This window comes from Kordia jejudonensis (assembly GCF_001005315.1).
In the GTDB taxonomy this organism is placed as follows: Bacteria; Bacteroidota; Bacteroidia; order Flavobacteriales; family Flavobacteriaceae; genus Kordia; species Kordia jejudonensis.
Map to the genome: position 1 here is coordinate 1 of NZ_LBMG01000003.1, position 26517 is coordinate 26517.

A 26517-nucleotide genomic window follows, 5' to 3' on the forward strand; every position below is an offset into this window, starting at 1 on the left:
AAAGTGGTCAACACATATCAGGGACGTACAAATTTTATTCTTATAAGATACTTTTCGAGTAATTTAAAAAGAGTTGAATATTTTAGAATCCAACCTTCTAAAAGGCAAAGCCGATCTAACAGCGAACCAGTCTAACAATCTTACATTATTTATCACTGTGATGTGAAGCTGCATCAAGTTCAGCTTCACATGAAGTATCCAAAAATCTAATTGTCAAAACATCTAAGAGCAAAGCGAGTCTAGATTCCTGCCTACGCAGGAATGACAAATCTAAACAATCTTTTCAATCACAAAAGACTGATTTCTAAAGGTAATCGTATCGCCCACTTTTTTACCAAGTAATAATTTCCCAATGGGCGTATTGGTGGCAATGGCGTAGAATTTCTCGTTGTGAACCATAATTTCGCCAACACTTACCGAGATAAAATAATTGGCTTGCGATGTATATACAACGCTGCCCAAACAACCTTGGAAAACTTGTGCTGTTTGATCAATTTTAAAAAGAATTTCTTTTACTTTCTGAATTTCCGCCAACTGATTGCCCAACTTTTCACGTTCCAATTGCAACATGGCTCTGCCCGTTTCATGCTTGTCGCCAGCCGAACTTTTCGTTTCAGACAACATGGCTTCCTGAATACTTGAAAAATTCCGTTGAATATTCGCTTGACGCTCGTTTACAATTGCCAAACATTCGTTGTATAATTCTTCTTTTACATTCATACCAATTGTGCTAATTCTTTTCCAACCAAACTACCAATCGCAACGCCCATTCCGCCTAAGCGAACGCCGCAATACACATGATTTGAAAGTGGTTTTACAATGGCTTTTTTCTGATTTCCAACGCCCATAATTCCGCTCCAGCGATGTGCAATTTCAAAAGAAGTATTGGGCAAAATGGTTGTTTTTAAAAGTGCTTCAAGCTTTTGTTGAATTAACTCGGTTTGAGCAAATTCGGTTGTTTCTTCGGCTTGAAAATCCAAATTTCGTCCGCCACCAAATAAAATTCGATTGTCAATATTTCTAAAATAATAATAACCTTTATCCAAGTGAAACGTTCCTTTGATGTGTAAATCAGGAATTGGCTTAGTAATCAACACTTGCGCGCGTGCTGGTTTTACATTTTCCTGCAGCAATTGTGACGCAAAACCGTTGGTAGCAATTAATAATTTTTTGGTATGAAAGTCAAAATGATTGGTTTCAACATGTACTGTATTTCCGTTTTCTGTAAAGTTTTCTACCGTAATCGAATTTAAAATCTGAATATTGTTTGATAGCACTTTTTGCAACAAAGCATGCATCATTTTTCCTGTATCTAGTTGTCCTTCAAACTGATTGAAAATATAGGTTTGTTGAATGTTTTTAAACTGAAATGTATTGGAAACTTCACTAAATACAGCTTCTTGAAAAATTGGTTTCAGCAATTGGTTGATGCTTTCTTTTTTAGATAAACAATTTTCATACAACGCTGCATCTTCTTGTGTAAACAATTCAAAACCACCTAATGCTTGATAATCAATCGTATCATCGCCAAGTGTTTCACGCAGCAATTGCAATCCGCTACAGCGTCTTTTGATGAGTTCTAACACTTCTTGTTCCGAATGTGTGGCAAGATCATCTAAAATCTCCGAAAGGCTTCCAAAACAAGCAAAACCAGCATTTTTTGTACTGGCACCTTGTGGCAAAATTCCTTTCTCTAACACGATAATTTTTGCTGTTGGATATTGCTTTCGAAGTTGCAATGCACAATTGAGTCCCACAATACCGCTTCCCACAATTGTGAAATCGACATCGGTCAACCAAGTTTTATATTCCCAAAAGCTCAAATTCATAATACATATTCATTTTGGCTTCAATATAATCAAACCTATGCTCTTTTTGAAGCAAGTATACAATTAATGATTTCTTTTGAATTCTTGTGTAAATGCTGTTTGACACAAATCTCAGGAAAGGTCATAAAAAAAAGCTCCTTAAAATTTAAAGAGCTTTTTTGATATATATAGAATAATCTATTCTTCTTCTGGTTGCATTTCAAAATCTTCCATGAATTTTGTAGTGTAGTTTCCAGCTACATAATCAGGATGATCCATCAATTGTCTGTGGAAAGGAATCGTAGTTTTAATTCCTTCAATTACGAACTCATCTAACGCACGTTTCATTTTATTGATCGCTTCTTCACGAGTTTGCGCTGTTGTAATCAACTTTGCAATCATTGAATCGTAGTTTGGCGGAATTGAATATCCAGCATATACATGCGTATCTAAACGAACTCCGTGTCCGCCTGGCGCGTGTAAAGTAGTAATTCTTCCTGGAGAAGGTCTAAAGTTATTAAACGGATCTTCTGCGTTAATTCTACATTCAATAGAGTGTAAGTTTGGCGTATAGTTTTTACCAGAAATTGGCACACCTGACGCGACTAATATTTGTTCACGAATTAAATCGAAATCAATTACTTGTTCTGTAATTGGGTGTTCAACTTGAATACGTGTATTCATTTCCATGAAATAGAAATTTCTGTGCTTATCCACTAAGAATTCAACTGTTCCGGCACCTTCATACTTGATGAATTCAGCAGCTTTTACAGCAGCTTCTCCCATACGTGCACGTAAATCGTCTGTCATGAATGGAGAAGGTACTTCTTCTGTTAATTTTTGGTGACGACGTTGTACAGAACAATCACGTTCTGACAAGTGGCATGCTTTTCCTGAAGAGTCTCCAACTACCTGAATTTCAATGTGTCTTGGTTCTTCAATCAGTTTTTCCATGTACATGTCATCATTTCCAAAAGCGGCTTTTGATTCTTGTCGAGCAGAATCCCAAGCATCTTTTAAATCTTCTGGTTTCCAAACGGCACGCATTCCTTTTCCACCACCACCAGCAGTTGCTTTTAGCATGACAGGATATCCTGTTTCTACGGCTAGTTTTTCACACTCTTCAAAATCTTCAATGATTCCTTCACTTCCTGGTACACAAGGAACACCTGCAGCTTTCATCGTAGCTTTTGCAGAAGCTTTGTCTCCCATTTTATCAATCATTTCGGCAGAAGCGCCAATGAATTTGATATCGTGTTCTTCACAGATTTTTGAGAATTTGGCATTTTCAGATAAGAATCCGTATCCTGGATGAATGGCGTCTGCATTTGTAATTTCTGCAGCAGCAATAATGTTTGCCATTTTTAAGTACGATTCACTACTTGGCGCTGGTCCAATACAAACCGCTTCATCGGCAAAACGTACATGTAGGCTATCCACATCTGCTTTAGAATATACAGCAACTGTTTTGATACCCATTTCTTTGCAGGTTCTAATAACTCTTAGTGCTATTTCCCCTCTATTTGCAACTAATATTTTTTTGAACATCTTTTGAAATTTTAAATTTTGAAATTTAAATCATTCACTATTGCATCGTTTCGAATTGCTTCGTACGTGTGTAGTGTTATTTTAAAATTCCTTATGATGGATCTACCAAGAATAATGGTTGATCAAATTCTACTGGTGAAGAGTCATCTACTAAGACTTTCACTATTTTTCCTGAAACTTCTGATTCAATTTCGTTGAAAAGTTTCATAGCTTCAATTACACATAAAACGCTTCCTTCTGAGATGGTATCGCCAACTTCAACAAAAACGGGTTTGTCTGGAGATGGTTTTCTATAGAAAGTACCAATAATTGGAGATTTTATAGTAATGTATTTTGCATTATCGTCTGACGCTGCAGATGTTTCGGCTGGTGGAGTTGCTGCTGATGGAGCTACGGGAGCTACAGGAGCGGCTGCTTGTGGAATTCCAGCCATTGGAATTTGTTGCACTACAGTTGTTGTTTCGCCTTTAGCTTCTCCGGTTTTAATGGTGATTTTTACGTCGTCCATTTCAAGTTTTACTTCACTTGCACCAGATTTAGCTACGAATTTAATTAAGTTTTGAATTTCTTTTAAATCCATGAGATAGGTTTTAGTCGTTTTCTAGTTTGAGTTATATGCCCATTTTAGGTAGATAGCTCCCCAAGTAAATCCACCACCAAAGGCAGCAAATACAAGGTTATCTCCTTTTTTGAGTTGTTTTTCATAATCGTGTAAACACAAAGGGAGCGTTCCGGAAGTTGTATTTCCATAACGCTGTATGTTTACCATTACTTTACTTTCATCTACGCCCATTCGCCTTGCTGTGGCGTCAATGATACGTTTATTGGCTTGGTGTGGTACTAGCCATTGTACGTCTTCATTCGTCAGGTTGTTATCTTCCATGATTTTGGCACTCACATCTGCCATGTTAGATACTGCGAATTTAAAAACTGTTTTTCCATCTTGGAAAACAGTATGCTGTTTATTTTCAACGGTTGTTGTTGATGCTGGTAAGATAGATCCACCGGCATCTATTTTTAGGAAATCTCTACCGATTCCGTCACTTCTTAAAAGTTCATCTTGCAATCCTAATCCTTCTTCATTTGGCTCAAATAATACTGCGCCAGCTCCATCTCCAAATATAATACAAGTTGCTCTGTCTTCATAATCAATGATAGAAGACATTTTATCGGCTCCAATTAAAAGTACTTTTTTATAACGACCCGATTGTACATAGCTTGCGGCAGTTGACATTCCATACAAGAAACTTGAGCATGCAGCTTGCAAATCAAAGGCAAACGCGTTGGTTGCTCCAATTTTACTAGCCGTATACACAGCAGTTGAAGCTACAGGCATGTCTGGAGTTGCGGTAGCGACAATAACTAAATCTATTTCTTTGGGATCTAAGTTTTTCTTAGCAATAAGGTCTTCTGCGGCTTTGATAGCCAAGTATGAGGTGCCTTCTCCTTCTTTTTTAAGAATTCGACGTTCTTTGATACCTGTTCGAGTTGTGATCCACTCATCGTTAGTATCAACCATTGTTTCAAGTATCTTGTTGGTTAATACATATTCAGGAACATATGCTCCTACAGCTGTTATTGCTGCTGTAATTTTGGTCATACCTTAACGTTGGTTTTTTTTGCTTTTTAACAAAAATTCATTAAAAACTAAACGAAATTACTAAAATTCTGCGATAATATCGGCAAAATATATCGTTTTTACATTTTTAACAAAAAAATTTGAACAAATAAAAAACTCCCACAAAAGTGAGAGCTTTTATCACTATAGCAATTTATCAAGTTATGCTACGTTTTCTTCTACTGTATTGTCAATTAATACTTTTCCTCTGTAATATAATTTTCCTTCGTGCCAGTGAGCTCTGTGATATAAGTGTGCTTCACCAGTAGTTGGGCACGTAGCGATTTGAGGAACTGATGCTTTGTAATGTGTTCTTCTCTTATCTCTTCTTGTTTTCGAGATTTTTCTCTTAGGATGTGCCATTTTCTATCTTATTTATTATCCGTTAATAGTTTCTTTAATGTATTCCAACGAGGATCTATTTCCTCTTCAGTTTCTTTTTTTTCTGTACCAGGTTGTAATTCTTCTAACTTTTCTAGGATGTCCGACTGTAATGTACCGTCTTCTATTCCAGGATGAATTCGTTTTGAAGGAACTGCCAACACAATCATTTCATATATATATTGTGCAACATTGATTTCATATTCTCCATGTGGTACAATGAGAATTTCTTCATTTTCATCATTGTATTCGTTGCCGAATTTCACAATTAGATTCAAATTTCCTTCAACAGCTTGCCCAAACGGCTCGTTCGTAACATCACAATTTACAGTCACAGTTCCCGTTGCATTGAACGTTAGCTCAAGCATGGTTGCTTTTTTGTGAAATTCTAACGTTGCAGTAATCGCAGTTTCGTTGAATTCATCATAGTTAAAAAGTTCAAAGAACGAATTATCAATTTGATATTCAAACTGGTGCTTTCCTTCTTTTAATCCTATAAAAGGAATGTTAAAGTCCTTTAGTTCCATCATCTTAAACATCAGTTTCGAGCGTGCAAAGATATAAATTTTTTTAAACCAACGTTAAGTTGTTAACATTTTTTTGTTTATATCTTGCTAGGCTGCTTTTTTAAAGGATTTTTTGCGATTTCTTGATATTCACTTCTGCTTCTAAAAATCTGTATTCCAGTGAATACCGCTTCCTTGAATGAGTTGTGATCTGCTTTGTTTTTTCCAGCAATTTCGTATGCCGTTCCATGATCTGGCGAAGTACGCACTTTATTGAGTCCAGCCGTAAAGTTAACACCTTGTCCAAATGAAAGCGTTTTAAACGGAATTAAGCCTTGATCGTGGTATGCTGCTAAAATGGCGTCAAAGTTTTTGTAATTGCTCGAAGCAAAGAAGCTATCAGCAGCATATGGTCCAAAAACTAATTTGCCCTCATTTTTTATTTTTTCTAACGTTGGTTTCAAAATCTCATCATCTTCTACACCAATAACTCCATTATCGCCTACATGCGGATTGATCCCTAACACTGCAATTTTCGGTTTGCTAATTCCAAAGTCTTGTTTTAAGGTGTTGTATATAATGTGTACCTTTTTCTCTATGAGTTCAGGTGTAATGGCTTCAGAAACATCTTTTACAGCAACATGATCTGTGAGTAAACCAACGCGTAACGATCCGTTGACCATTAACATTAAGCTGTCGCCTTCTAAATTTTCGCCTAAATAATCTGTATGTCCTGGGAATTTAAATTCTTCCGACTGAACATTGTGTTTATTTATAGGAGCTGTTACCAACACATCAATAGTTCCTTCTTTTAACGCGTTTGTAGCTGACACAAATGATTTTATAGCAAATTGCCCAATGGCTTCTGACGATTTTCCATATTCAATATTAATTTGATCTTTGGAAATATTGACCACATTTATTTTTCCGTGTTGTGCTTTATCGGCACTTGGAACTCCGTGAAAATTGGTATGTATATTGAACTGCTTTTTCTGAAATGATAAAATTTTAGTGGAACCAAAAATAACAGGCGTACACAATTCTAACATTCTATTGTCTTGGAATGTCTTCAGAATTACCTCTGTTCCGATACCATTTAAATCTCCAACTGAAATCCCTACTTTTATTTTTTCCTCTTTCTTCATCTAAGTATTCAGACTTTTATTTCTTAATTTTACATGCAAATTTAACGAAATAAATACATGTTTACAGGGATTATTGAAGAATTAGGTGTGATCACGCATCTTGAAAAAGAAAAAGAAAACCTTCACATTACAATTCAAAGCACATTAACGCCAGAATTGAAAATTGATCAAAGTGTTGCTCACAACGGTGTTTGCTTGACTGTTGTAGAAAGAAATCTTGAAAAAAACACGTATGTCGTTACGGCAATTCAGGAGACGTTAGAGAAAACAAATTTGAACACATGGCGTATAAATGATCGGGTAAATTTGGAACGTGCGATGAAATTGGGCGATCGATTAGACGGTCATATTGTACAAGGACATGTAGATCAAGTAGGAACATGTACAGCAATTAAAGAAAGTCACGGAAGTTGGTATTTTACTTTTGAATACGATTCATCATTACATAATATTACCATAGAAAAAGGTTCTATTACCGTGAATGGAACAAGTTTAACAGTTGTAAATTCTGAGAGAAACGCATTTTCAGTTGCCATCATACCGTATACATACGAACATACAACGTTTCAATATTTCAACGTTGGTTCAGTAGTAAATTTGGAATTTGATGTCATAGGGAAATATGTAGCAAGACTTCAGGGGCTATAGAAGTTAATTACCTTTCACTTTTTTCCGTATACCATACAAAAGTCCAGCTGCAAGTACACCAACAAGGCCTGCATCAATCGGGAATCCCGGAGGTGCTGGTGGTCCTGGCGGTGGAGGCGTGATTTGGGCGTGTGTTTCAGTTAAAAAAGCGACTGCTAATACAACTAAACACAACAGGGTCTTTTTATTTATTTGTGCCATAACGGTGTAAAAGTAAAAAATTATAAGATTTGACAAAAGATTTTACGACATATCATTCATAAATAATCTACAAAACGACAAAAATCTTCGACCAAGCAAGTATTTTCGTATTTTTTCTGCCTACTTATTACAAAATCCAATATAAAAACTAAATTTAATTTCACAAAAGGATTTTTTACATCCTTACAGTTTAGTAACGCTATTTTTACATTGTTCTTATACTATTATTTAAAATGGATGAATCAAAAAAACATGCCATTACATCTTCACTAATATATACGTAGTTTAGGATATTAAGGTTTTTTTAAGAGTTTTAAAAGAATGGAATAGATAAATTTGCAGGATAACCATCTAAAATATCCTTCCCAAAATGCGAAATATTGTACTTTCGGTTCTTGGAGCATTACTTATTGTAGGCGCCATTTACTTTGGAAATATCCTTGCAAATAGTAAAAAGAAACTAAGACCTGTTGCAGAAAAGGTAGTGAAAACTGTGTTTACAGATACGGTTCAGAATACGACTATTCCTATTATTATTCCAGCCAATGGAAGCTTGGTAGCAAAACGCAGAGTAGAACTATTTTCGGAAGTTCAAGGAATTTTCAAAGCAGGTAGAAAACTATTTAAGCCTGGACAAACTTTTAGAAGAGGAGAAACACTCATTCGTATTGATGCCGCCGAATATTATGCAGGTGTACAATCGTCTAAAAGTAATTTGTACAATTCTATCGCGGCCATTATGCCCGATTTGCGCTTAGATTTCCCAGAAATATATCAAAAATGGCAAAACTACCTTACCAGTTTCGATCTGAATAAAACCACGCCGAAATTACCTGAAATGACTTCTGAAAAAGAAAAATATTTCATTACAGGACGAAATATTGTCACCAATTATTACAATGTGAAAAATTTAGAACAACGTTTGGCAAAATACACCATTAGCGCTCCTTTTTCAGGAATTTTAACGGAAGCGTTGGTTACAGAAGGTTCTTTGGTTAGAAACGGACAAAAATTAGGCGAGTTCATTGACACTTCAATCTATGAAATGGAAGTTGCCTTGAGTAAAAAATATGCAAGCCTGTTGAAAGTTGGCGAAAAAGTAATACTGAATAATCTGGAAAAAACACAAACGTTTTCAGGTGTCGTTTCGCGTGTAAACGGAAATATTGATCAAACAACACAAACAATTACCGCATTTATTGAAGTAAAAGATGATGCATTGCGAGAAGGAATGTACTTGGAAGCTAATTTAAATGCGAAAGAAGAAGCAGACGCTATTGAAGTCAACAGAAGTTTAGTATTGGATAATGATCAAATTTTTATTGTTAGAGATAGCATTTTAGATGTTATTGATGTAAAACCAGTATATTTTTCAGACACCAAAGTCGTTTTAAAAAATATTCCTGATGGAACTATTATTTTATCAAAACCTGTTCCTGGCGCGTATGCTGGAATGATGGTAAAACCTTTCCAATCTAACAAAACAAAGTAAGTCATGAGAAAAATTATTGCTTACTTTATAAAGCATAGTGTTGCTGTAAATATCGTAGTCCTCATGTTTGTGGCGTTCGGTTTTTATGGAGCGTACACGCTAAATTCGTCCTTTTTTCCACTAGTCGATTCTAAAAATGTTACAATTAGTATTGCCTATCCTGGCGCTTCTCCACAAGAAATTGAAGAAGGAATTGTACTCAAAATAGAAGACAATCTAAAAGGTCTAAATGGCGTGGAACGTGTGACCTCAACATCGAATGAAAATAGCGGAACCATCAATATTGAGATCGAAAAAGGCAAAGATATTGACTTTATGCTGTTGGAAATAAAAAACGCCGTCGATCGTGTGCCTACATTTCCCACAGGAATGGAACCGTTGGTTGTTGCCAAACGTGAAGCCGTTCGTGAAACAATTTCGTTTGCCATAAGTGGCAATAAAATTCCGTTAGCAACTTTAAAGCAAATTGGGCGACAAGTTGAAAACGATTTGCGCGCTATTGATGGAATTTCGCAAATTAATATTTCAGGCTATCCTGATGAAGAAATAGAAGTTGCCATCAATGAAACCAATTTGTTAGCATACAATTTATCGTTTACCGAAGTTTCGCAAGCCATCAACGAAGCAAGTTTAATTACCACTGGAGGAACCATAAAAACAGACGCAGAAGAATATCTCATTCGCGCCAACGCACGATCGTACTATGCTGATGAATTGTCTAATTTGGTTGTAAAATCAGATGCTTCAGGTAGAATTATTCGTTTAAAAGATGTTGCTACCGTTCGCGATCGGTTTTCAGAAACACCAAATGCAAACTATTTTAACGGCAATCTTTCCATAAATATAAGTATTACAAGTACCAACTCGGAAGATTTAATTTCTTCCGCAGAAAATGTAAAAGAATACATTACAGAGTTCAATCAAAAGTACGACAATGTACAACTAAATGTAGTCGGCGATCGATCTACAACGTTGGTACAACGTACCGAATTGCTAACCGAAAACGCGATTATCGGAATGATTCTCGTACTGATATTCTTATCAATATTTCTAAACACACGTTTGGCATTTTGGGTAGCTTTTGGTTTGCCTGTCGCCTTTTTGGGAATGTTTATGTTTGCAGGCTATTTTAACATTACCATTAATGTATTGTCCCTTTTCGGAATGATTATCGTAATTGGTATTTTGGTAGATGATGGAATTGTAATTGCTGAAAATATTTACCAACAATACGAAAAAGGAAAATCACCTGAAGAAGCGGCTATTGATGGTGTTATGGAAGTATTACCAGCCATTATTTCTGCCATTGCAACGACTATTTTAGCCTTTAGTATTTTCCTGTTTTTAGATGGACGAATTGGCGAATTTTTTGGCGAAGTTTCCGTTGTGGTAATGCTTACGTTATTGGTTTCACTAATTGAAGCTTTGATTATTTTACCTGCGCATTTAGCACATTCCAAAGCATTGCGTGCAGAAAACAAAGAACCAGAAGGTTTTTTTCCAAGACTTTTCTCCAAATTACGATACGTTAATAAATTTGGTGATTTCATCATGAGTTGGTTGCGCGATAAAGTATACAGTCCCACATTGCGATTTGCGTTGAAATACAAATTTTTAATGTTTTCGTTCTTCATTGTCTTTTTAATTTTGACCAAATCAAGCTTTGAAGCAGGAATCATTAGAGGTGCGTTTTTCCCAAGAATTGCCAGCGATAGAGTCACCATTACGCTCAACATGCCAAATGGTACCAACGAAAACGTGACCGATAGTATCATTTCCTACATTGAAGAAACTGCAAAAATTGTTACAAAAGAAATTAACGACGAATACATTGGCGCTGACGCAGATAAATATTTGGTTGAAAATATGATTCGAAAAGTTGGACCAGGTTCGGCAACTGCTTCACTGGAAATCAACTTATTACCTGGAGAAGAACGTCCAAATGCAATTACGTCCAATATTGTATCAAACCGAATCAAAAACGCAGTTGGTCCTGTAATTGGTATTGAAAGTTTAGTCTACGGAAGTGGCGGAAATTTTGGTGGACTTCCTGTTTCAGTTTCCTTATTAGGAAATAATATTGCCGAACTAAAAGCCGTAAAAACAGAGCTGAAACAAGTCTTAGAAAACAATATTTTACTAAAAGATGTTACCGATACAGATCCTGCGGGAATTAAAGAAATTCGTTTAGAACTCAATGAAAGTGCGTATGCGTTAGGTTTAAATTTACGCACCGTAATGTCGCAAGTACGTGCCGCATTTTTTGGTGCACAAGCACAACGTTTTCAGCGAGGACAAGATGAAATTCGTGTGTGGGTTCGGTACGATAGACCCAATCGTTCTTCTATAAGTAGTTTGGACAATATGCGCATCGTAACGCCAAGTGGACAACGCGTTCCTTTGAAAGAAATTGCAAGTTACAGCATCGATCGTGGTGAAGTGGCAATAAATCATTTGGAAGGAAGAAGAGAAATTCAGGTTTCGGCAGATATAAAAGACACTAAAAAAACGAGTCCAACCGATATTATGGCAGAGCTTCAAAACGAAATTATGCCTGAAATTTTATCACGTTATCCAACTGTAACACCTTCCTACGAAGGACAAAACAGAGAACGTAACAAATTGTTCGATTCCTTAGCACCTGTTGGTATCACTGTATTAATTTTAATCTACATTGTGATTGCATTTACCTTTAGAAGTTACAGTCAACCGCTATTACTTTTATTGCTAATTCCGTTGAGTTTGCCAGCCGTAGCTTGGGGACATTGGATTCACGATTTTCCACTGAATATTCTATCCATGTTAGGAATTATCGCTTTAATCGGAATTATGGTCAACGACGGATTGGTGCTTATCGGGAAATTTAACAACAATTTACGCGAAGGAATGCTGTTTGACGAAGCGTTGTACGAAGCTGGTCGTTCGCGTTTTAGAGCTATTTTCTTAACCTCAATTACAACGGTTGCAGGATTGGCACCATTAATTTTGGAAGAAAGCAGACAAGCACAATTTTTAATTCCGATGGCGGTTTCCATTGCATACGGAATTGGGTTTGCTACCGTGTTAACCTTAATTGTATTGCCGATTTTCTTATCGTTTAGTAATTATATCAAACAACATGGAAAATGGTTGTATTACAACCGAGATATTTCTAAGGAAGAAGTAGAACGTGTGGTAAGAGAACGCAATCATGAATTGCAACAATTGAAACAAAAGGAAATTCAACCTGTACGACCGCCAATCAAGGAAGTTGAACCTGTATATATACCTAATGAAACTACTGAAAACGAAGCAGATGAACACTAAATATTACATCACATATGTGTTAGTTTTGTTCGCAATCTTCGCGAATGCGCAAAAAATAGTAACTCCCGAAGAAGCTATTGAATTAACATTGTCGCACAATTACGGAATTCAAATTGCCAATAATACCGTTGAAGTTGCCAAAAACAATACAAGTGTTTTAAACTCTGGATATTTGCCAACTTTGACAGGAAATGCTGGAGCAACTTATAATTTGGACAATACGGAAGCCGAATTTTCCAATGGAAATTCAACCGTTTTAAATGGTGCCGAAAGTTCACGCTACAATGCTTCGGTAAACTTAAATTACACTTTGTTTGACGGTTTGGGTCGTTTGTACAATTACAGACGCTTAAAAGAGCAATATCAATTGTCTGAATTGGAAGCGCGTGAAACTATTGAAAACACTTTATTACAACTATTCTCAGTGTATTATTCGGTAGCACAACTTTCGGAAAACAACAAAGCAATTCTAGAAACGTTTGCGATTTCTAAAGATCGTTTGACGCGTTCCTCCTATCAATTTGAATATGGTCAGAATACAAAATTAGATGTTTTAAACGCGCAAGTTGATATCAATAATGACAGTATTAATATTGTAAATACGGAACAACAACTTATTAACACAAAACGTGATTTGAATGTGATTTTGGGTAATAAACTGTCGGAAGCATTTGATGTAGACACAGACATTTCATTTTTAGTTCAGATTACAAAAGATGATTTATGGGAAAAGACAAAAGTGAATAATATTTCGTTGCTACAGATTGAAAAAAACATCAGTATCAGTTCGTTAGATGTAAAAACGAATCGTTCACAATACTTACCAACTGTTGGTTTAACAGGAAGTTACGGCTGGAATCAGAATAATAACAATGCCGCAGCTTTCGTTGCAGTATCTACCAATACTGGATTATCAGGCGGTATCAATTTAACTTGGAATTTGTTTGATGGTGGCAGCACCATAACACGTGTTAAAAATGCTAAGATTGCGCTTGAAAACCAACAGCTTCAAAAAGAGCAAGTGATGATCGATTTGGAACGTAATTTTAACAATGCTTGGGACGATTATCAAAATAAATTGTTGATTTATGAATTGCAAGAGGAAAACATTGCAACGGCTAAAAATAATTTTGATCGAACTAAAGAAAAGTTCAAAATTGGACAAGTAAACTCTATTGAATTTCGCCAAGCACAATTGAATTTATTAAATGCGGAACTTAGCAGAAATCAAGCAAAATACAACGCAAAATTATCTGAATTAACTGTCTTACAAATTAGTGGCGAATTGTTGAATGTGAAATTTTAATTTGGAGCGCTTCGCTGTTAGATCGGCTTTGCCTGTTGGATTTTTGGACTCGGCTTTGCCTTTTGGTTAGTTAGATCGTAAAACATTCAATTCTTTTTCAATTGCTAGAAAAGTATTTTATAAGAATAAATTCCATCAAGCTGAACTTGATTCAGCTTCACATCAAACTGAGAAATAATGTAAGATTGTTAGATCGTTGTACATATAGAATTTAAACACTAAATCTCCAATTTGTAGCCAACTCCGTGAACATTAGTCAATTTAATAGCGTCGTCTTCTTTGAGTTTTTTACGGATTTTAGAAATGTACGTATCTAAGCTTCTTCCGACAATAACACCATTGTCTTCCCAAACTTTTTTGGTCAATTCGTCTCGGGTGACTATTTGATTCGGGTTTGCAATGAAAATCTTCAGCAATTCACATTCTTTCTTCGATAAACTAATCTCTGTTGCTTCTTTGATGAGTTTATTCTGATCAGGATAAAATTGGAAACTGCCCAATTGCGCGTAAGTTTCATCATTTTCAGGAAGAATTTCTACAGTTTTTTTTCTAAGAAAGAACAATTCCATCACAATGAAAATCATAATAATAAAACCATATAAAAACGTAGAAATATTCGTATACGCCGTTTTTATTTCGGTAAATCGAACTTGAACCGTGTAGCAATTTTTAGGCAACACACGACCGTTACACGGAATGATAGTCGTTTCTTCAGATCGCGTCATTTGATAACTATAACCTACTTCTCCATCTTTACATTGAATTACCTCAACACGATATTGACCAGGCAGTGCCGCTTTTTGAAAACTGTTTTCTACAATACTTACCAAACTCGTGGGTTCAAAAGTAAGCTGACTTTGAAAGGAAAGTTCATATTTAGAATTGCCAATTTCTTTTACGGGTAAAATCAAAGATGTACTATCTTTTTCAGACAATAATAATTTGTTTCCTGCATCGCGTAAAGCAATTTTTACCTTTTCAGAAAATTGCTTGTGTGCTTTGGTTGGTTTTGAAAATTGCCAAATCAATAATCCAATCACGATCAATACACTATATAGATAGATTCGTTTTTTGTTCATAACATACATCCGTTGCTTTGGAATACTTCCACAAGATATTTTTTATAAAATTTAATATAACAAACTGAGACAAGTCAAAGCATTTATAGCTCGATTATCGGGTAAATAACATACAATTTCGCGACTTTTTACAACTGTTGACACTTCTTTTACACTTTTTTGACATTTTTCACGCCGTGTTCCCGCTAGTTTTGAGACGAAATTAATCTTAAAAACGAAACAGATGAAAAAATTATGTACATGTCTTGCTATTTTATTTTTCACACAAATGTATGCACAAGATGTTCTTCCTATTGATACGAAGAAAAGTGAAATAAAATGGTCGTGCGATTATAGCTTTTATTTTAATGGTCATTATGGATTTGTGAAATTTAAAGATGGCTTTTTTTCAAAAACTAACGATAAAATAACTGGCGGAAGTTTTACTATTGATTTACATACGTTGGAAGCGACAGACATGGAAGAAGAAGGAAATAAAGGTTTAACTGAACATTTGAAAGATCCTGATTTTTTTGAAGTTGTAAAGTTTCCTACTGCAACTTTGGTCATAACACGTGTAAATTATCTACAATCGGATAAAATTCGTGCAGAAGCCGATTTGACAATTAAAGGCATTACACAACCTGTAAAATTTGATGCAACGCTTGACTTTGCGAATAAAACGATGAAAACGAAGTTCAAAATTGATCGTACGCGTTGGGGAATTACGTACAATAGTGAAATTAAAGATAGTGCTATTTCGGATGCGATTGGATTTGATGTAACGTTGAGTTTATAACTTACATACATGAAACGTTTTACACTTTTAATCACTCTTTTTAGTGCGTTTGCGCTATTTGGACAAGAAAAAAAAGAAGCCGATTTGTTAATTTCTGATGCTTCTTGGACAAAAGAAATTATCCAAATGCCATTGCATTTTGCGCCTGAAATTCCGTATAAAGGTGTGGAAGAATTGCGTTTTTCGCCAGATTGGTCCAAACAAGATCGTGAAGGTTTTTGGACGTATGCGTTTGTTTGGAATGTTGATATAGACAAACAACTAACCGCAACTGCCATAGAAACCGACTTACAGTATTATTTTGATGGTTTAATGGCTGGCGTAAATAAAGACAAAGGCAAAGTTTTACCCAAAACTATTGCGTTAATCCTCAAAAAAGAAAGTGCGAATGATACAGTCAAATTTGAGGGAAAACTTCAAATTTACAACTCGTTTCACACTAAAGATACCATGATTTTATATTGTACCGTAACGCACTATTATTGTGCGGACAAACAGCAATCGATGGTGCTTTTTCGTTTTTCTCCAAAGCCTTTTGAGCATACCATTTGGAATGAATTGAATAACATAAAAGTAAAGAAGAAACCTTGTGAGGATTGATTTTTCATAAGGTGTAAAAATAAAAAAGGCTGTTTAAAAAGTATAAAAAAGCGTCATTCTGAATTCAATTCAGAATCTCATTACACTGATTTTCAATGATGATGAGAAACCGAATCAAGTTCGGTTTGACGAAAATTTAGCTTTTCAGAAAGCCTCTTACTTTTATATAATTGTACTATACTTCATTAAAAATCAATCACAACTCCTAAACTTGGAATTATTTGACCCGATTCGGTTTCTATTTGTTGTAAACTTCTTGGTTGTGCAACAGTTCCATTTGCGTTTCTTGCCAAACCAAATTGCGGCGTTTGAGGTATTTCTTGTCCTAAGATATTTTGTGCTTCTACAAATACATTTAAAGAGAGTTTTTCAAAATTCCACTTTTTGTCAATTCGTACATCTAATTGACTGAATATGTCTAACTTTTCTTCTCCCAATCGGTTATAATCTAAGACAACTTCTGGATAATTTGCTAATGTTTGATTTTGGTCTGTTGGAACAAATGGCGTGTTTCCTGCAAAACGATAACGCGCACTTACTTCCCAGTTTCGCTTCAATTTGTATCCTCCTGTAAAGGAAATTAAATGTCTACTATCCCAAACGGAAGGTTTGAATGTGTCACGATCAAATCCTGTAAATTCGCTGTAAAAGAAGGTATATGCAAAGATTCCGTAGAAATTATTGGTTAGTTTTTGCTGAAATTGTAATTCCAAACCATAACTTCTTCCTTTTCCAACCGTTTCTACGTCTTCACTTCCCAATACTTCAAAATCGGCACCTTTGTTGGCTAATGAAACGCCGTCTAATACAGAAACTGGATAATCGTCATAACGCTTGTAAAATCCTTCTAATGAAATACTTGATGATGGACTGAAATAATGCTGTAAACCAATGACATAATGGTCACTTACAGTGTATTCAGCATTTTGATTGATCAATGCGCCTTGATTATCTCTGAATCCTAAAATGGTGTATGGTGGCAGTTTAAAGTAGCGTCCAACTGAACCATTAAGTCGCCAATCGGCAGCAAATTCATAGGAAGCTGAAAAACGCGGCGAAAAGGTAGAAAGTAAGTTGTCTTCACTTGTAAATGAATCGTCGTCCATTCTAAAACCAAAAGAAATATCGAGTTTGTCATCTAAAAAACTTTTGGTCACATTGGCAAAGATTCCGTATTTCATAAAATCGATTTCCGTATTGAACGCAATATTATCGGTAAGATTGATGGTATTATTTTCATAGTCAGAATATTGCGCGTTAAATCCTGTCGTAATTTTCCAATCGTCCAAAAACTTTGTCAATTGATAACGGAGTTTTGTTTCGGACTCTCTTGAATCGTTATTGAAAAATACGCCTGTTTCATTTTCTGGATCTTCGTAGCGTGTAAATTCGTTTACCAACGTGTTATTACTCAACGTTGTTTGCATATAACCTGAACCGTCTTTGAAACGTTTTTTCCAAGTTACACCTAACGCATTTGTACGTTGATTGATAAAAGGTGCTTGTTCTAATTGCGCTTGTTGTTCGGCGTCAAAATCGTCTGGTGCTTCCACAGAAAAGTCATCTATAGAACCCAAACCAAGTAAGCTTACCGTATTAAAATCATCTATTTCGTGTGCTACTTTGAATTGATAATCCCAATAATTTGGTCGAAATGGCAATCCGATTGCTTCAAATAGAAATTGCAAATAACTACGACGTACGGAAGCTAAAATGGTGGTTTTACTTTCTTCATTGGTTCCTTTAAACAGAGGTCCTTCTAGCGTAAGCGCAGCTTCACTGGCACTTACACGGAAGTTTCCGCTAAAGTTTCGTGCATTTCCATTCCGTTGACTAAATTGTAATACGCCTGATAATGGATTGTCGTATTGCGCACCAAATGCCGAAGTAGATAGCGTTACATTGTCAATAAATGATACATTGATCATTCCTACAGGTCCGCCCGCACTTCCTTGTGTACTAAAGTGATTGATGTTAGGAATTTCCATTCCGTCTAAATAATAAACCGTTTCGTTGGGCGCACCACCACGAATGATTAAATCGTTTCGAAAACCGCCGATAGAAGGTGAAACTCCGGGTAAGGTTTGTGCCACTTGTACAACATCGTTGTTACTTCCTGGATAGGTTGCAATTTCTACTGCGGATAATGATTGTGTTGAAAGCGGTGTTTCTTTCGGTCTGCTAATTTTGTCAGCATTTGTAATAATGACGGCGTCTAAGAATTCTTTCGATTCTTTTAGCGTAAAATTATATGCAGGCGTTCCTTTTGATCGTACAATTATATTGTATAATGTTTGTGTTTCAAAACCTTGATAGCTGACAATTAAGTTATAAGAACCTGGTGTTACTTTGGTAATTATGTAATTTCCATCAAAGTCGGTTTGTGCGCCAATGGTTGTTCCTTCTAGTAATACGCTGGCTCCTGGAATTGGTGTTCCTTTTTCATCCGTGACTTTTCCTGTTACTTCTCCTACAACTTGTGCATACGCAGTTGAACATATACTTATTGATAGTAAAAAAATGAGTAGCTTTTTCATCGCTTTTATTTGATATAATTCTATAATAGAATTATTTTGTTTAAACATTTTGTTGTTTCGTTGAACAAATATAGGAATAATATTGCGATCGTATCTGTTTGGTATATTTTTATAAGGAAAGAGATGTTGTAAATGAGAAAGCCTTTCGATTTCTCGAAAGGCTTTCTAATAAGGTGGTCCCACTTGGGCTCTAGACATTGAAACTATCCTATTACAAATCAATTGTTTGTAAAACTTACAATTTTAATGTGTGCCTAAAAGTGTGCCTTTTTGCCTAAAAGTTTAGGTCTTAAACTTCCCTATATTTAATGATATTTTACTTTTTTGAAAATATTATTTCATTTATTCCTGAATCTACCTTGTTACAAACCAGCTATGACTAGATCAAATAATTATCTTGAAAAAGTGTTTTAAAAGAATCTTCAAACTAATTTTAGCTATTAGGTAGTTATGCAGTAAGTTACCTCATTTTGACTAGAACAAAAGAGTATATTCATTTTACAGCTCTATACAAGCATTTTTCTTTCAGTTTTGGCTATAATATTATATGTGCATTTTTTCAATCTAGTCAAAATGACCACATTTTAGCCTTATTCACGCACTAGCACACTCAGTACTTCTACAAAATATTTTTATTATCCTTAAAACTATAAAAAGAGTCTTTTGTGACAATTAAATGATCTAGTAAAACTAAATCAACTAGTTCACAGGCTTCTTTAAGTTTTGAAGTTAAGTGTTTGTCAGACCTACTAGGAACTAACTTCCCTGATGGATGGTTGTGTAATAATACTATTGCAGAAGCATGCCCTTTTAATGCAATACTTAAAATGATTTTTATGTCTACATGACTGCTTGCTACTCCACCTTTAGATAAATCATAAATTCCTAGTACTGCATTAGCCCTATTGAGTAGCATTATCTTCACTTCTTCTTGAAATTCAATGATATTCATATCCCAATGAGCTAAAGCTACTTCATGTACTATTTTACTATTATTTACAGTGATACTCTTATCTTCATGATCTGAGTAAACCACTTTAATTTCTCGAACTTTCATAATTAAAAAATTAAAACCTGTCCCAAAATGACTAGACACATATTTAGTGAAGTGTCAAAAAAGGACAGGTAATTAAAACTAGATAGCTTGTTGAGCTAATTGTGAAGCTCCATTTTGAGAGAATACAGAAGTATCTGCCATTAATTGGTTTATAGATTCATCTTGTTTGGCTTGCTCATTTTCTGGTACAAATACCCATCTGTGAGTAAGTACAAGTTCTTCTCCTGTTTCTTTAACCACGTAAGTGTATGGCTCTACTTCTTTCTTTACAATATTACCTTGCATCTCTGAGCCTATAAGAGCCTTGCAAGTTTTTTCATCAAATGTGCTTGTAACATAAGCCTTTTTAGCTGTAGCATAGAATTGCCCCGTTTCTTTACTTAAAGACATTTCTACACCACCTTGTAATTCTAAAATAAAGAATGGAGTTCCATCCTCTTTTTCTCTTTGTTTAAATCCAATAATTCTAACCATTGTATAAATATTTTGAGTTGATAAAACCTAAATACTTATTTCAATAAATAACCACCTCAACTATCACCTTGAATGGAATACTATTAAAATAATTTTAGGCACAGATTTGATTCATCTGCAAAAATTAGCAAGGGTATTTAGTGCGGACTGATTGAGTTTGAGTGAGGGGTTGAACTACAAATTAAGCTCAATAAGTATCTTAAATGTTCTAGTCAAAGAAATGAAGTCTACAGAATAAAATTATGTCAACTTGAAATCTTCACTACACTACAACTCAAAAAGTTTATAAAAATTCAACTTTTATATATACTGCTTAAAAAAAATAAATTCTCTGTCAGATTGGAGTGGGGAGTTTGAAATTTGAAACACTAAGGGGTGTTTTATGTAAGGTGGTTTGGACACACATAATTGTTATTCAATTTTTTTATAAAAAAACACATATAAGCTTGCTAATAATTATAATATTTTTGATATTAGAGTAATTAATTTTGTAATCCAATTATGACTAATTTTATAGATTTATTTTCAGGAGCAGGTGGTTTATCAGAAGGCTTTATGAGGGCTGGATTCAATCCAATTGCACATGTGGAAATGAACAAAGATGCTTGTGATACCCTAAAAACAAGAACTGCTTACCATTACCTAAAGGATAATAATAGCATAGAAACATACCACAAATACTTAAAAAAGAAAATAACTAGAGAAGAGTTTTGGAATTCAGTACCTCGAAATTTAATTGACTCAGTTATCAATACTGAAATCTCAAAAAAAACTCTCAATCCAATATTTGAACAAATAGATTCTTCATTAGGAGATAAGAATGTAGATTTAATTATTGGAGGTCCACCATGTCAAGCTTATTCAATTGTAGGAAGAGCTAGAGACCCAAAAGGAATGGTTGACGACCCAAGAAATCACCTTTACAAGCATTATGTAGGCTTTTTAAAAAAGTATGAACCTAAAATGTTTGTGTTTGAAAATGTCCCTGGTATTCTATCTGCTAGTAATGGCTCTTTTTTAAAAAAGATTTTCAGTGCAATTGATAGAGCAGGTTATAAAATAGAAATTCCATCAACAAAACATCTTAACTCAAAAAACTTTAATGTCCTACAGGACAGGAAAAGAGTTATAATGATAGGTTGGAAAAAAGGTTCTAAGTTCAAGTATCCTGATTTTGAAGAAAAGCCAATTGAATATAATCTCGGGAAGAGTTTGTTTTCTGATTTACCTAAACTAAAACATGGAGAAGGCTCTTTAGGTGTTGTTAAGTATGCCAAACCAGTAACTGATTACTTACAGGAAACAGGTATCAGAAATGGAATTGATTTTACTACTCAGCATATTGCTAGACCCCATAATGAGACGGATTTAGAGATTTACAGAATAGCGGTTAACTTACTTCTTAAAAAAGGCAAAAGATTAAACTACGCTGATTTACCTAAAAGACTAATTAAGCATAAAAACACAACTTCATTTACAAACAGATTTCAAGTTGTAAACCCTAATGGCATATCAAATACTGTAGTTGCACATATAGCTATGGATGGTCATTATTATATTCATCCAGATATCAAACAAAATAGGTCTATCTCACTAAGAGAGGCTGCTAGGCTTCAATCATTCCCTGATGATTTCTTTTTTGAAGGTAGTAGGACTGCTGCATTTAAACAAATTGGTAATGCAGTACCTCCATTAATGGCTGAGGGTATTGCTCATAAAATCAAGGAAATGCTCTAGTATGGATGAATATAGAGCTGAAAATGCAAGACCTAACCCAAAATCAACAATAAATTCTTATAGAAGTTTTGGCTATAATTTATCTACAGCTATTGCAGATATTGTGGATAATAGTATTTCTGCAAATGCAGACTTAGTAGAAGTAGACTATAAATGGGAAGGAAAAAAGTCATTCATCTCTATCATTGACAATGGCAATGGGATGAACCTGGAAGAGCTTATTGAAGCAATGACTCCCGGAAGCAAAGACCCTGAAGAAATTAGAAGCGAAAATGACTTAGGTAGATTTGGCATGGGACTTAAAACAGCTTCATTCTCTCAATGCAAACGACTTACTGTAATAACAAAAAAGAAAGGCTATAAAACAATAAAGAGGTGTTGGGATATTGACTACATCAATCAAGTTGAAGAATGGGTTTTATTAGATTATATTTCAGACTCAAGCTTTATAGAACTTCTAGACAAGTTTGATTCTGGAACATTAGTATTATGGGAAAATCTAGACAGAATTGTTGGGGATGCTCAGAATAATAATGAAAGTGTAAAAAATGCTTTCTATCAAGAAATGTCTATTGTTAAAGAGCATCTTGGACTTGTTTTCCATAGATTCATTGAAAACTCTCGCCTAATCCTGAGCTCCAACTCTTATTCTATTGAGGCTTGGAATCCATTCCTTTATAATCTTACTACTAAACCAGAGATGGGGCAACCTGAAAGATTAAGTAATAATGTTGAAGTAACATATTACATCCTACCCCATATGTCAAGAATATCACATGACGAGTATGAAAAATCTGGAGGACCTCTAGGCTGGTTCAATCAACAAGGCTTTTATATCTATAGAGGAGATAGGCTTTTAGTATCAGGAGACTGGTTAGGACTTGAAAAGAAAAGAGACTATTCCAAATTAGCTAGAATTGCTGTAAACTTTCCAAATACTGGAGATTTTGATTGGAATTTGGATATAAAAAAATCTACAGCAACACCTCCTATCGAAATACGTAGAGAATTATCTCGAATAGCTAAAATCGCTATTAAAAAGTCTGCTAAGATTTATAATTGGAGAGGGCAGAAATCTATTTCACAAATCGGTAGTGAAAATAACTTGGAAAAGCTCTGGAAAGACACTACAAATAGGGAAGGAATTAAAAAATATCAGATAAATAGAAAACATCCAATAGTAGTTCAAGCTCTAGAGATAGAAGGTTCAAAGAAGATTTTTTCCAAAACACTTAAGCTAATAGAAAGTAATATACCTATTGAACTTATTCTTTACAATCAAAATGAAGACCCTTCTCATCATGAATTAGAAAAAATATCTGAAACTCCAGATGATGCTTTAATTCAGTTAGCTATTGATTTGTTTAAAATAAATATAGAAAATGGCATACCTGAGTCACTAGCAAAACAGCAAATAATGAACTCTGTACCTTTCAACCTTTTCCCACTAATAAACGACTATTTAAAATGAGTAACATAAACGAAACTGCTAGAATGATTGCTCATTCTTTATTAGACCACGAGAAAAAAAATGCAGAAATAACAGAGGAAGTAATCCTTTCAATAATAGAGAAAGTATCTGCAATAGATATTATACCTGGTCAAAAAATTAATAAAGAAGATTTATTTGAAGTTTTAATGTCTGATTTAAGTATTGGACAAGGCTCAATTACTTCAATGACAGATGATATTGAACCTTGGCTAAATGATGAAAAAGCAAATATCGATTTTGAACTTTGGAACAGGTATAAACTATATTTAAAAGAAAAAGATAAGTCTTTTCCAATACCATCACTTGATGACTTTACTGATAAGATTCTGGATAAATGCGTTAATCCTAAACAGAAAGGTTCTTGGGATAGAAGAGGAATGGTAGTAGGACATGTTCAGTCTGGGAAAACCTCAAACTATGTTGGGCTAATTAATAAAGCTACTGATGCAGGTTATAAATTAATCATTGTTATTGCAGGGACAATAAGCTCTCTTAGAAGACAGACTCAAGAAAGGATTGATTCTGGGTATATAGGTAGGAATAGCTCCTTATACCTAAGAAATAAGGGAGAAAACCGAATTAAAGGTGTTGGAAAGTATAAGGTCAGGACAGATATATATCCTTTAACTTCCTCATATTATCTTAAAGGAGATGAAGGTGATTTTAGCACAAAACAATTACATAATTCTAACATACCAATAGGTAAAAACCCTGTTGTATTTGTCATAAAGAAAAACAAAACTATTCTTGAAAACTTAATAGACTGGTTGTCACACAATGAAGATATTAAGACAATTGAAGGTCGGAAAAAATTGATGAATATACCTGCATTAATTATTGATGATGAATCAGATTATGCCTCAGTAAATACAACTAAAGATATTAATGAAGTTAAGACAATAAATAAGCTAATAAGAGTCTTACTTAACTTGTTTGACCAAAATACATTTATTGGCTACACAGCTACACCTTATGCTAACTTATTTATCTCTCAAGAATATAATGAAGACTTAACTACTTATGTTAAAGGCAAAGAATACTTCATTGGAGATGATTTATTTCCTAAGCATTTTATTGTCAATATTAAAGCCGCTAAAAACTATATAGGAGCTTCTACGTTATTTGGGCTAGAAGACCCTAATTCTGAAGAAAGCAGAGAGCCATTAGACATTTTTAGACCAATTTATAGTGAAGAATATAATCCACCACTTTTTGAAAAAATAAATAAGCATAATAAAGACGATTTACCTGAACATCTTCCAAATAGTCTGAAGTATGCAATCAAATCTTATATTCTTACTTGTGCAATTAGAAGACTTAGAGGGCATGAAAAAAAGCACAATTCAATGCTTATTCACGTTGCTTTATATGTTAAATGGATAGACAGAGTGTCTCTGCTTGTCAACGAATTAATAAAAGAGTTTACCAATAATATTGAGGCTAATGATGCTGAGTTCATTGAAGACATGAGAAACATCTTTGAATCTGACTTCAAACCAACTACTGAAAATGTTTTAGAAAATCTAAGGTATAAAGACAATAGGATTAAATCTCATACTTGGGAGGAAGTAAAACAAGAAATTAGAACAGCTATTAAAAAGTTTGATGTTAGAGCTGTACATGGTACTACTTCATTATCAAAAATAGATTACCACAACATCTCCAACATAGACTACGACAGACATGAAAACGGCTTATCTGTAATTGCCATAGGTGGAGGTAAACTGTCAAGAGGAATTACCCTTGAAGGTCTTTCTGTTAGTTATTATTTGAGAACTACTAAAATGTATGATTCACTTATGCAAATGGGAAGATGGTTTGGATATAGACCAGGTTACGTTGATTTATGCAGACTTTTTACTAATAATAGAATCTTTGACTGGTTTAACCATATCACAATGGCTACTGAGGAAATGAGAAATGATTTTGACATTATGAGTTCTCAAAACCTAAAGCCTAAAGATTTTAAATTAAAAGTTAGAAACCACCATGGTCTATTGGCTGTAACAAGTGCTTCTAAATTATATTGGTCTACTAATATAAAAATTTCATTTTCTGGCACTAATCTTCAAACCTATCTTTTAAACAAAGACTTTGACTCTATAAAAAATAACTTCAAACAATTACAGGCTTTAACCAAAAGGTTGAGTAATGCTAAAACAGTTGATAAAAGAGGAAAATTGAGATATTTAATCTTTAATGATGTGAGCACAGAACCTCTAACAGAATTTATAAATGGATTCAGTGTAGACACACCTCATATAAACAAGCAAGTAATAACAGACTATATTGTATTACAAAAAGCTAAAAAGAGTGTAAAAGAGTGGACTATATGTATAGTTTCTAATACAGATAAAGAAGTAGGTTTTTATATAAATGAAGATGATAGGAAAAACAGAAAAAAAACTAAAGGTCTTTCCACGCAGTACACTTTAATCTCTGAAGGGAAAACTCATGATATGACTTGTAGTATAAGAAACCAGACTGAACCATCTGAGCAATATAAAATAACAAAAAATCAAATTGATGACTTAGTTGATAGACAAGTTGATTTAGAAAAACAAGATTTAGGGTCATACAGTTCAATTAAGCAACAAAGAAAAATAGAAAGAAAAGGATTGCTTTTAATTTATGGGTTAGATGAAAGAGGGACAAGTGATTTGACAAACAATATGCCTGTAGTTGGTTATAGTATTTATTTTCCTGAAATAGATAACGAAACCAAAACATCTTATACGGCTACAATCTTTGATGATTTTGACGAAGAAGTTATGCCTGAAGAGGTAAACCATAAAAGCGAATAA

Annotated in this window: 22 protein-coding genes; 9 read left to right on the top strand and 13 right to left on the bottom strand. The window is 34.4% G+C overall.

The window, feature by feature from the left end:
• Window positions 1–270: 270 nt before the first annotated feature.
• The 8 genes from AA089_RS01825 to pdxA form a co-directional block, all read right to left on the bottom strand.
• A complete protein-coding gene (locus tag AA089_RS01825; RefSeq protein WP_046755211.1) occupies window positions 271–720 on the bottom strand; it encodes a 3-oxoacyl-ACP synthase in 450 nt (149 codons plus the stop codon).
• Window positions 717–1829, bottom strand: coding sequence for an NAD(P)/FAD-dependent oxidoreductase (locus AA089_RS01830; RefSeq protein WP_046755212.1), 1113 nt, complete (start codon window positions 1827–1829; stop codon window positions 717–719). The genes AA089_RS01825 and AA089_RS01830 overlap by 4 nt, the downstream gene beginning before the upstream one ends.
• 177 nt (window positions 1830–2006) lie before the next feature.
• Entirely contained in the window at window positions 2007–3356 is a 1350-nt protein-coding gene (gene accC / locus AA089_RS01835; protein ID WP_046755213.1) for an acetyl-CoA carboxylase biotin carboxylase subunit, read from the bottom strand.
• A 91-nt stretch (window positions 3357–3447) separates the two neighbouring features.
• Window positions 3448–3936, bottom strand: a complete 489-nt coding sequence (gene accB, locus AA089_RS01840; RefSeq protein ID WP_046755214.1) for an acetyl-CoA carboxylase biotin carboxyl carrier protein — start codon at window positions 3934–3936, stop codon at window positions 3448–3450.
• A gap of 21 nt (window positions 3937–3957) precedes the next feature.
• Window positions 3958–4956 (bottom strand): beta-ketoacyl-ACP synthase III, encoded by a 999-nt coding sequence (locus AA089_RS01845; RefSeq protein ID WP_046755215.1) that lies wholly within the window; start codon window positions 4954–4956, stop codon window positions 3958–3960.
• A gap of 180 nt (window positions 4957–5136) precedes the next feature.
• Window positions 5137–5337 (bottom strand): 50S ribosomal protein L32, encoded by a 201-nt coding sequence (rpmF, locus tag AA089_RS01850; protein ID WP_046755216.1) that lies wholly within the window; start codon window positions 5335–5337, stop codon window positions 5137–5139.
• Between the two features lie 8 nt (window positions 5338–5345).
• Window positions 5346–5885, bottom strand: coding sequence for a YceD family protein (locus AA089_RS01855; RefSeq protein WP_046755369.1), 540 nt, complete (start codon window positions 5883–5885; stop codon window positions 5346–5348).
• Between the two features lie 74 nt (window positions 5886–5959).
• Entirely contained in the window at window positions 5960–7006 is a 1047-nt protein-coding gene (gene pdxA, locus AA089_RS01860) for a 4-hydroxythreonine-4-phosphate dehydrogenase PdxA (RefSeq protein WP_046755217.1), read from the bottom strand.
• A 57-nt stretch (window positions 7007–7063) separates the two neighbouring features.
• Between pdxA and AA089_RS01865 the strand changes: the two genes are divergently transcribed.
• Entirely contained in the window at window positions 7064–7654 is a 591-nt protein-coding gene (locus tag AA089_RS01865; protein ID WP_046755218.1) for a riboflavin synthase, read from the top strand.
• Window positions 7655–7657: 3 nt separating this feature from the next.
• Here AA089_RS01865 and AA089_RS01870 read toward each other — a convergent pair whose 3' ends face one another.
• Window positions 7658–7855 carry a hypothetical protein gene (locus tag AA089_RS01870; RefSeq protein WP_046755219.1) on the bottom strand — a complete coding sequence of 66 codons (198 nt, stop codon included), beginning with the start codon at window positions 7853–7855 and terminating at the stop codon, window positions 7658–7660.
• A 370-nt stretch (window positions 7856–8225) separates the two neighbouring features.
• Here AA089_RS01870 and AA089_RS01875 point away from each other — a divergent pair, with 370 nt between their 5' ends.
• The 3 genes from AA089_RS01875 to AA089_RS01885 are packed head-to-tail and all read left to right on the top strand — an operon-like array spanning window position 8226 to window position 13959.
• The gene (locus AA089_RS01875; protein ID WP_046755220.1) at window positions 8226–9347 is read left to right on the top strand and encodes an efflux RND transporter periplasmic adaptor subunit; all 1122 of its coding nucleotides are present in this window, start codon (window positions 8226–8228) and stop codon (window positions 9345–9347) included.
• A 3-nt stretch (window positions 9348–9350) separates the two neighbouring features.
• The gene (locus AA089_RS01880) at window positions 9351–12653 is read left to right on the top strand and encodes an efflux RND transporter permease subunit (RefSeq protein ID WP_241479960.1); all 3303 of its coding nucleotides are present in this window, start codon (window positions 9351–9353) and stop codon (window positions 12651–12653) included.
• Window positions 12643–13959, top strand: a complete 1317-nt coding sequence (locus tag AA089_RS01885) for a TolC family protein (protein ID WP_046755221.1) — start codon at window positions 12643–12645, stop codon at window positions 13957–13959. Before AA089_RS01880 ends, AA089_RS01885 begins: the two co-directional genes overlap by 11 nt.
• Before the next feature lie 218 nt (window positions 13960–14177).
• Here the strand turns inward: AA089_RS01885 and AA089_RS01890 are convergent, their stop codons facing one another.
• Window positions 14178–15038, bottom strand: coding sequence for a winged helix-turn-helix domain-containing protein (locus AA089_RS01890; protein ID WP_046755371.1), 861 nt, complete (start codon window positions 15036–15038; stop codon window positions 14178–14180).
• A gap of 223 nt (window positions 15039–15261) precedes the next feature.
• Here AA089_RS01890 and AA089_RS01895 point away from each other — a divergent pair, with 223 nt between their 5' ends.
• Both AA089_RS01895 and AA089_RS01900 read left to right on the top strand, forming a co-directional pair.
• Complete coding sequence (locus AA089_RS01895) at window positions 15262–15816, top strand: YceI family protein (RefSeq protein ID WP_053002160.1); 555 nt, start codon at window positions 15262–15264, stop codon at window positions 15814–15816.
• Window positions 15817–15825: 9 nt separating this feature from the next.
• Complete coding sequence (locus tag AA089_RS01900) at window positions 15826–16416, top strand: hypothetical protein (protein WP_046755222.1); 591 nt, start codon at window positions 15826–15828, stop codon at window positions 16414–16416.
• A gap of 185 nt (window positions 16417–16601) precedes the next feature.
• On the opposite strand, the gene AA089_RS01905 is transcribed toward AA089_RS01900, so the two are convergent.
• The 3 genes from AA089_RS01905 to AA089_RS01915 form a co-directional block, all read right to left on the bottom strand.
• Entirely contained in the window at window positions 16602–19001 is a 2400-nt protein-coding gene (locus AA089_RS01905; protein WP_206540698.1) for a TonB-dependent receptor, read from the bottom strand.
• Window positions 19002–19572: 571 nt separating this feature from the next.
• Entirely contained in the window at window positions 19573–20010 is a 438-nt protein-coding gene (locus AA089_RS01910) for a JAB domain-containing protein (RefSeq protein ID WP_046755374.1), read from the bottom strand.
• Between the two features lie 78 nt (window positions 20011–20088).
• Window positions 20089–20484 (bottom strand): hypothetical protein, encoded by a 396-nt coding sequence (locus tag AA089_RS01915; protein WP_046755223.1) that lies wholly within the window; start codon window positions 20482–20484, stop codon window positions 20089–20091.
• A gap of 501 nt (window positions 20485–20985) precedes the next feature.
• Here AA089_RS01915 and AA089_RS01920 point away from each other — a divergent pair.
• Genes AA089_RS01920 through AA089_RS01930 form a run of 3 tightly spaced genes read left to right on the top strand, consistent with a single transcriptional unit; the run spans window position 20986 to window position 26517 of the window.
• Window positions 20986–22221 (top strand): DNA cytosine methyltransferase, encoded by a 1236-nt coding sequence (locus AA089_RS01920; protein ID WP_046755224.1) that lies wholly within the window; start codon window positions 20986–20988, stop codon window positions 22219–22221.
• Window position 22222: 1 nt separating this feature from the next.
• Window positions 22223–23692, top strand: a complete 1470-nt coding sequence (locus tag AA089_RS01925) for an ATP-binding protein (protein WP_046755225.1) — start codon at window positions 22223–22225, stop codon at window positions 23690–23692.
• Window positions 23689–26517: a Z1 domain-containing protein gene (locus AA089_RS01930; protein WP_053002161.1), complete on the top strand. Its 2829-nt coding sequence runs from the start codon at window positions 23689–23691 to the stop codon at window positions 26515–26517. Before AA089_RS01925 ends, AA089_RS01930 begins: the two co-directional genes overlap by 4 nt.